The following is a 323-nucleotide window of genomic DNA, read 5'->3' as shown; positions in this document are numbered from 1 at the left end:
AAGGTAAAGCCTTTAATCATGCCCGATAAGTTAACAAGCAAATGTCCCTCAAAGCCATAGTATCTCTCTTGCTTAGCCGCACAGTAGCTAAAAGCCGCTAAGTCTTGATAGTTTTTATGCCGATAAGCGCGTCCATAATGACAGACGGGTATCGGAAAACCATCCATAAAATGGATGTTGTCACGGCCTTCAATTTGACTGACGTTATCTTGTATCTGCTGTTTGACTTGCCACAGATTGGCGCAATGCTTTGCGAAGTTAGGGTATGAGCCGATGGCTGGAAACCAGTCTTGCCAATGCTGGGTAAAGTATTGCCAAATTTG

At 44.0% G+C, this 323-nt stretch carries 1 protein-coding gene; it reads right to left on the bottom strand.

What is annotated here, in order from left to right:
• The coding region (locus AAEY80_RS14395) for a transposase (protein WP_350588541.1) at positions 1-323 on the bottom strand (323 nt) is incomplete at both ends.

It is taken from the genome of Psychrobacter sp. 78a-MNA-CIBAN-0178, assembly GCF_040309625.1.
Taxonomy (GTDB): domain Bacteria; phylum Pseudomonadota; class Gammaproteobacteria; order Pseudomonadales; family Moraxellaceae; genus Psychrobacter; species Psychrobacter okhotskensis.
The sequence above is the reverse complement of the archived record's forward strand: the minus strand, read 5'-3'. Positions and strand labels throughout refer to the sequence as shown.